Source organism: Pseudomonas sp. 2VD (genome assembly GCF_005503585.1).
GTDB classification, from domain to species: Bacteria; Pseudomonadota; Gammaproteobacteria; order Pseudomonadales; family Pseudomonadaceae; genus Pseudomonas; species Pseudomonas aeruginosa.
Map to the genome: position 1 here is coordinate 1 of NZ_SCND01000387.1, position 5492 is coordinate 5492.

Annotated in this window: 6 protein-coding genes; 3 read left to right on the forward strand and 3 right to left on the reverse strand. The window is 58.1% G+C overall.

The features are described from left to right. Positions 1-41 precede the first annotated feature (41 nt). From FFS27_RS27795 to FFS27_RS27805, 3 genes are all read right to left on the reverse strand, one after another. Positions 42-584 (reverse strand): hypothetical protein, encoded by a 543-nt coding sequence (locus FFS27_RS27795; RefSeq protein WP_003122765.1) that lies wholly within the window; start codon positions 582-584, stop codon positions 42-44. A gap of 765 nt (positions 585-1349) precedes the next feature. After that, entirely contained in the window at positions 1350-2429 is a 1080-nt protein-coding gene (locus FFS27_RS27800; RefSeq protein ID WP_023099592.1) for a hypothetical protein, read from the reverse strand. Positions 2430-2651: 222 nt separating this feature from the next. Beyond that, complete coding sequence (locus FFS27_RS27805; RefSeq protein ID WP_201267313.1) at positions 2652-3746, reverse strand: MBL fold metallo-hydrolase; 1095 nt, start codon at positions 3744-3746, stop codon at positions 2652-2654. Between FFS27_RS27805 and FFS27_RS33390 the strand changes: the two genes are divergently transcribed. From FFS27_RS33390 to FFS27_RS27815, 3 genes are all read left to right on the forward strand, one after another. Beyond that, complete coding sequence (locus FFS27_RS33390; protein ID WP_159060630.1) at positions 3681-4001, forward strand: hypothetical protein; 321 nt, start codon at positions 3681-3683, stop codon at positions 3999-4001. The two genes, FFS27_RS27805 and FFS27_RS33390, sit on opposite strands and share 66 nt — an antisense overlap. 94 nt (positions 4002-4095) lie before the next feature. Then, a complete protein-coding gene (locus FFS27_RS27810) occupies positions 4096-4458 on the forward strand; it encodes a hypothetical protein (RefSeq protein WP_021264777.1) in 363 nt (120 codons plus the stop codon). Between the two features lie 49 nt (positions 4459-4507). After that, the gene (locus tag FFS27_RS27815) at positions 4508-5248 is read left to right on the forward strand and encodes an SDR family NAD(P)-dependent oxidoreductase (RefSeq protein WP_003117250.1); all 741 of its coding nucleotides are present in this window, start codon (positions 4508-4510) and stop codon (positions 5246-5248) included. Positions 5249-5492 lie beyond the last annotated feature (244 nt).

Here is a 5492-nt window from a genome sequence, read left to right on the forward strand (position 1 = left end):
GATCGATGATGATAAATAACCATAAAGACCGAACGCGCTCTTCACAGTAAAAAGGATGCCCCGGTCAGGAAAAGACCGCCAATAAGGAAGAGGGTGATCAGACGAGTGCTGAGCCTGAGAGGAGGCTGATGCTCGACAGTCTTGTCCAGGGCGAAATAAAGCTTTCTGAGTATTTGCCGCTCATCGATATCGTCTGCATCGAATATTGAATCGATCACCGAGTCCGCGCTTGGAAATGGGTTATGCAAGAGCGGAGCGACATCGAATGCACTTTTCTGGAGCGCACGCGCGGAAAGCAGAGCCGAAGTGACCAGGGCCGCAAGCGCTGCGATAGCAAGAACCACCTCCAGGGGAGTGATCATGCTGATACTGGCCGAAGTGCCAAAGCGAAGCATGGTCCCATATAGAGTTATCACGCCGGCGAGGGCACCGAGTGACAACGTGAACATGAGGCGAAGGTAGACCGTCACCAGGTTCCTTGAGGAAGAAACCTGCTCAAGATAGATTTTCACCAGTGCTTCAATGGTCAGTCGGCGCGCTTCGAATACAAGCCGACGCTCGTCGGGGGAGGGGCTAGGTGACATCCGTCGTCCTTCTGCTATGGTTGCCTGCTGGTTTCATCTTCAAATAGAAAGATGAGTCCCGCCAGAGCACTTTTTGAATATTCAATGCAGGACGGCGCTTGCCGCAGCAGCGCCGTCATCGTCAATGGAACATACCTACAATTTCATCTTCATGTCATGTTCCGGTTTCGACTCAAGACAGCGGACGTCGTCCCAATGCATTCAACGTCGATCTATCCGTTCGACTGTTGATTGCCAATCCATTGTCCAGACGGAGTGCCAGAGCAGCCGGCAGGCTGCGAATATGCGGCATAGATGGACCGTCATGGCTGCGGGACATTCAGCGTGAGGATGAGTATTTGCTCATGACGGGCCCGTATCGGCGATACACCATTTCATGCAGTGGGCTCCGTGCAGAGGCGGTACCGAAGATCGGCAGCAGGCATCTTGTGCGGGTGCTGCCGGATCTGTCCGGGATTTGACCTGCACAGCGAGCCGTCGAGGGATGGGATTCGAGTTAAAGGCTTCAAACCATGCATGGAGGAGAACGGCGCGCAAAAGATCGAGGGCTTGATAAACGATGCATTCAATTTAACTTATGGGCGATGTATTTCGTTCATGAACCTCTTAAAGGATCAAGTCATGAAACTCGCGCATCAGCTCATCTCCGCGGCGAGGGTCTAACTGGCTGTTGTTCGATCACCAGAGCCGGCTGACTCACATCAATGTCAGTGAGACTGGCAGAACCTGATCCTTAATTGAGCAGCCTGAAACCTCGCTTGCAAACTACCACTCCAGGACATAGACGGGGAGATCCTCTGCGGCAGATCGTGCAGGCGAGACGTCTTCCCCGTTTGCCTTTATGACGCTGGCACCATGGCAATCTGCATGGAGAACGAATTGCGTGGCCGCGATATTTGAACTCTCGAGCCCTGTGCTTGCAGACATGAGGATTTGAATATCTACCGGCGAAGGAGGGTGGCATATTTTCTTGCACCACACCTGCAAGGCAGCAAAATTATGATCTACACACAATTCGACGCCGTATTTTATTCCAGCGGACTCGAAAATCGGGCTGGCTTCGCCTGGCATGAATAGAAAAGGCTCCTGCCTATCGGCTTTCGACATATCGGTATCGGTACTATCCTGAGCCTCGAAGATTTTGTCGTAACGATGAATGATCGTCGCGCTCTTGAGCACCAAACATGTGTTCTTGGCTATTTTCAATCCTGCCGCATGCTGGCCGCTCTTTGGTGAAGCCTGCTCGAGATCGTATATCTGTCCATATTTAAGATCCTTATATTGATTTGTGTAGGAAGATAAATGCAGGTCGGGTACGACCCCGCGGTAGTCGAGCGGCGTATCGATCGAGCGCTGGTATCGCTCCAGGTATTTATTCATGTCGCGGGACGCTTCCGGGCCGCGCTCACGTTGCGGCTGTGCAAGTGACTTACGGAATATCTTCACGGCTGAGCGCATCCTCGTTTTGAACCATCCAGCACTACCTGGAATTATCATCAGGTTTGGAAAGCGAAGACTGAGGAATACAAGCTGCGCCCTAATTAGTTCAAATTGCGTTTCCGTCATGAAATGGCTAGGAATGTCCTTGTTTGCTGTAAACAGGTATTCAGGGGCAATGAACAGGTAATTGACGCTTTCATTTCTTGCTGTATGAACGCTGACGCTTTGTGGTGTTATCGCGTGTGGCTGAGCCCCTAGATAAGATACCGTTTCCCCATCCGCAAGGGTCATCATCGTAGTCCAGGCACTCTGTATTGCAACAGTCAGGCTTGCAAACCTTGCGTCTGGCGTAGCCGCATGATTTTTCGTATTGACCGACCAGATGGCAACTATCAGCTTTGGCATGATTACGCTCTGTCCATGACACAGAAACGAAGCGTAGCTGAAAAAACATTCTGAGCAGCCCGGAGCGGAGGCTTCTCATGAACATTCTCAACATGGCCTATCGTTTAACATAATATACATTATGCGAATATACAGGTTCACAGGACCTAGGGCAGCATCACGCATTTCGAAGCGACTCCATGGCGGCTTCCGTCTGGAGCCCTCGTGCGATCGCTCGCCGACCTAGCTTCTGCAACAGCCGTAACTCTGCACCTGCGTTTCGCTGTCGACCACTTCGCGCCACCAGCGTCGGCCGGCATGCGGTGCTTGCAGATCGATCCGTTCGCCCATCATCGGCGTGGAAACCCGTACGCCGTGTTCGGTGGCCAGTTCGAGTATCCGTTCGAACGGCTCGTACCAGGCATGCATGGCCAGGTCGAAGGTGCCGTTGTAGATCGGCAGCAGCCAGCGCCCGCCAAGATCCCGGTGAGCCTGGAGGGTCTGCTGCGGGTGCATGTGCACGTAGGGCCAATGTTCGTTGTAGGCGCCGGTTTCCAGCATGGTCAGATCGAACGGTCCGTAGCGTCGGCCGATCTCGGCGAAACCATCGAAGTAACCGCTGTCTCCGCTGAAGAACAGCTTCAGTTCGACGCTTTCGATCACCCAGGAACACCACAGCGTACGGTTCCCATCATGTAGCCCACGGCCTGAGAAATGCTGTGCCGGCGTGGCGGTCAGGCGCAGACCGCCAGCCTCGATACCTTGCCACCAGTCCAGTTGGCGCACCTTGCCTGGCGGTACGCCCCAGGCCAGCAGGCGGTCGCCTACGCCGAGCGGCGCCAGGAACAGTTCGACGAGCGGGACCAAGGCCTTGATCGCGGCGCGGTCCAGGTGGTCGTAGTGATCGTGGGAAAGAATTACCCCACGGATCGGCGGGAGATCCGCCAATGCCACCGGCGGCGCATGGAAACGCTTCGGCCCGGCGAACGGCAACGGCGAGGCGCGCTCGGAAAATACCGGGTCGGTCAGCCACCAGCTACCGGCCAGTTTCAGCAGCAAGGTCGAATGACCCAGGCGGAACAGACTGCCATCGACGGTCGCATCGAGTTCGGCACGGCTCGGGCTGAGCACGGGTAAAGGCTGCCGCGGGACGGTGCTTCTCGGCTTGTTGAAAAGCGCGTTCCAGAGCACCCGGGCACCGGGTGCCGGCATGTCCGCCGGCCTGGGGCTGAGATTGTGGAAACGCCCCTGGCGCAATTGCGGGGAATCGTGATGTCCGCCGATGGCGGCTCGCCGTATCGAGGGAAGTTTCAAAGCGTCATTATTCCTGTCTGGCATTTCGACAACCGCAGCGCAGCCGCCGGCATTCGTTCGCGGTCACTATTGGGCATCCTCCCCTCCTCGTCATTGCCTATTCCTCGGGAGTCCTTGCCCGATCGTGCGGGCCTGCTCAAACGGTCGAATACCCCGCTCGCCCCGATCATTGAGCGTCATCGACGAGGCCGTTCCGAAGCGCCCGAAGCTGTCATCGGCGCAGAGTCAAATCGACTACATGCGGGTCATTACGACCGCAAAAAGACCGTGTCAATATGACTCATAAACCTTCAAATCATTGATCTACATCAATAAAAAATCTGGCATGGGAAATGGAAAGCCAATGGCGACTCCTTCCCATTCAGGATTTCCCATGAAACGCATGCTCCCGCTCATCGCACTGGCCCTGGCAACCACGACTCCCCTCGCCCACTCCGCCGAAGTGATTTCCGCAGATAGGGACCGAACGGTCGGCTACGGCGCCGGCGGCGTGGTTGGCGTCATGGTCGGCGCGGCCCTCGGCGGCCCCCTGGGCGCTATCGCCGGGGCCGCGCTGGGAGCCCTGGGAGGCGCCTCCGTCCAGCAGGCAACCGGTCTGAGCGAAAACGCCTACACCGTTCGCTACGAGGACGGCACGACCGAACGCTTCCGCTCTCCCAACGCCCGGTTCGACGCCGGCGACCAGGTGCAGGTACAGGGCATCCGCCTCATCCCTGCCCCGTCGCTCTCGCGTTGATCCATCCCTATCGAAGACCCGTATCTCCATCACCCCACGAGGGATTCCCATGAGTGAATTCAACGACCGGTTCGCCGTCGTCACCGGCGCGAGTTCCGGCATCGGCCTGAAACTGACCGAAACGCTGCTCGGGCACGGCGCGACTGTCCTGGCGATGGCAAGGCGCGAAGGACCGCCGGAAAGCCTGCACGCCCACTCCGGCAAGCGTCTGCACTGGCTGGCGGGCGACGTCACCCGCGAACGGGACCTGGACGCCCTGGCTTCGCGTGCCGCGTCCATCGGCCCCGTCGATTACCTGGTACCCAACGCCGGCATCGCCCAGCTCGCCGACGGCCTAGACAGCCTGGCGTTCGAGCAGCAGTGGCGGGTCAACGGCGCCGGGGCGCTGAACACCTTTTCCGTGCTCAGTCGGCAAACGAGCAAACCGGCCAGCGTAGTCTTCATCGGTACCTTCCTCAGCCAAGTGACCTTCCCCGGGCTCGCCGCCTACATCGCTTCCAAGGCGGCCCTGATCGCCCAGGCCAGGACGCTGGCGGTGGAATGGGCGGAAAAAGGCGTGCGGATCAACCTCGTCTCCCCCGGCCCTACCGCCACCCCGATATGGGCATCACTGGGCCTGAGCGATGCCCAGGCGGAGTCTGTCACCCGGAGCATCAACCAGCGCCTGGTCGACGGCAGCTTCCTCAGCCCCGGGGAAATCGTCGACGTGGTGATGTTCCTGCTGTCGTCGAAATCCGCCGGGCTCTACGGCCAGGAGTTGATCGTCGACAAGGGCTACGGGCTGCGCTGAGGGCCGCCGATGCCGGACGTCGTATCGCGACGTCCGGCGCCTTTGCGGTTTCCTGTCGGGAGCCCACGGCAACTCAGCTAGGGAGCCTGGATCCCCCGGCCCGCCGAGGCTATCGACGCATCCGGAGGGTCTGGCGGCTTGACAGCGGGCGAAGGCTTGGCGGACTCTATATTGTATTTAGTCGATACCATCTCGCATCTTAGAGAACCCTCCCATGCCCCCGCCTGCCCTACCCCTGGATGCC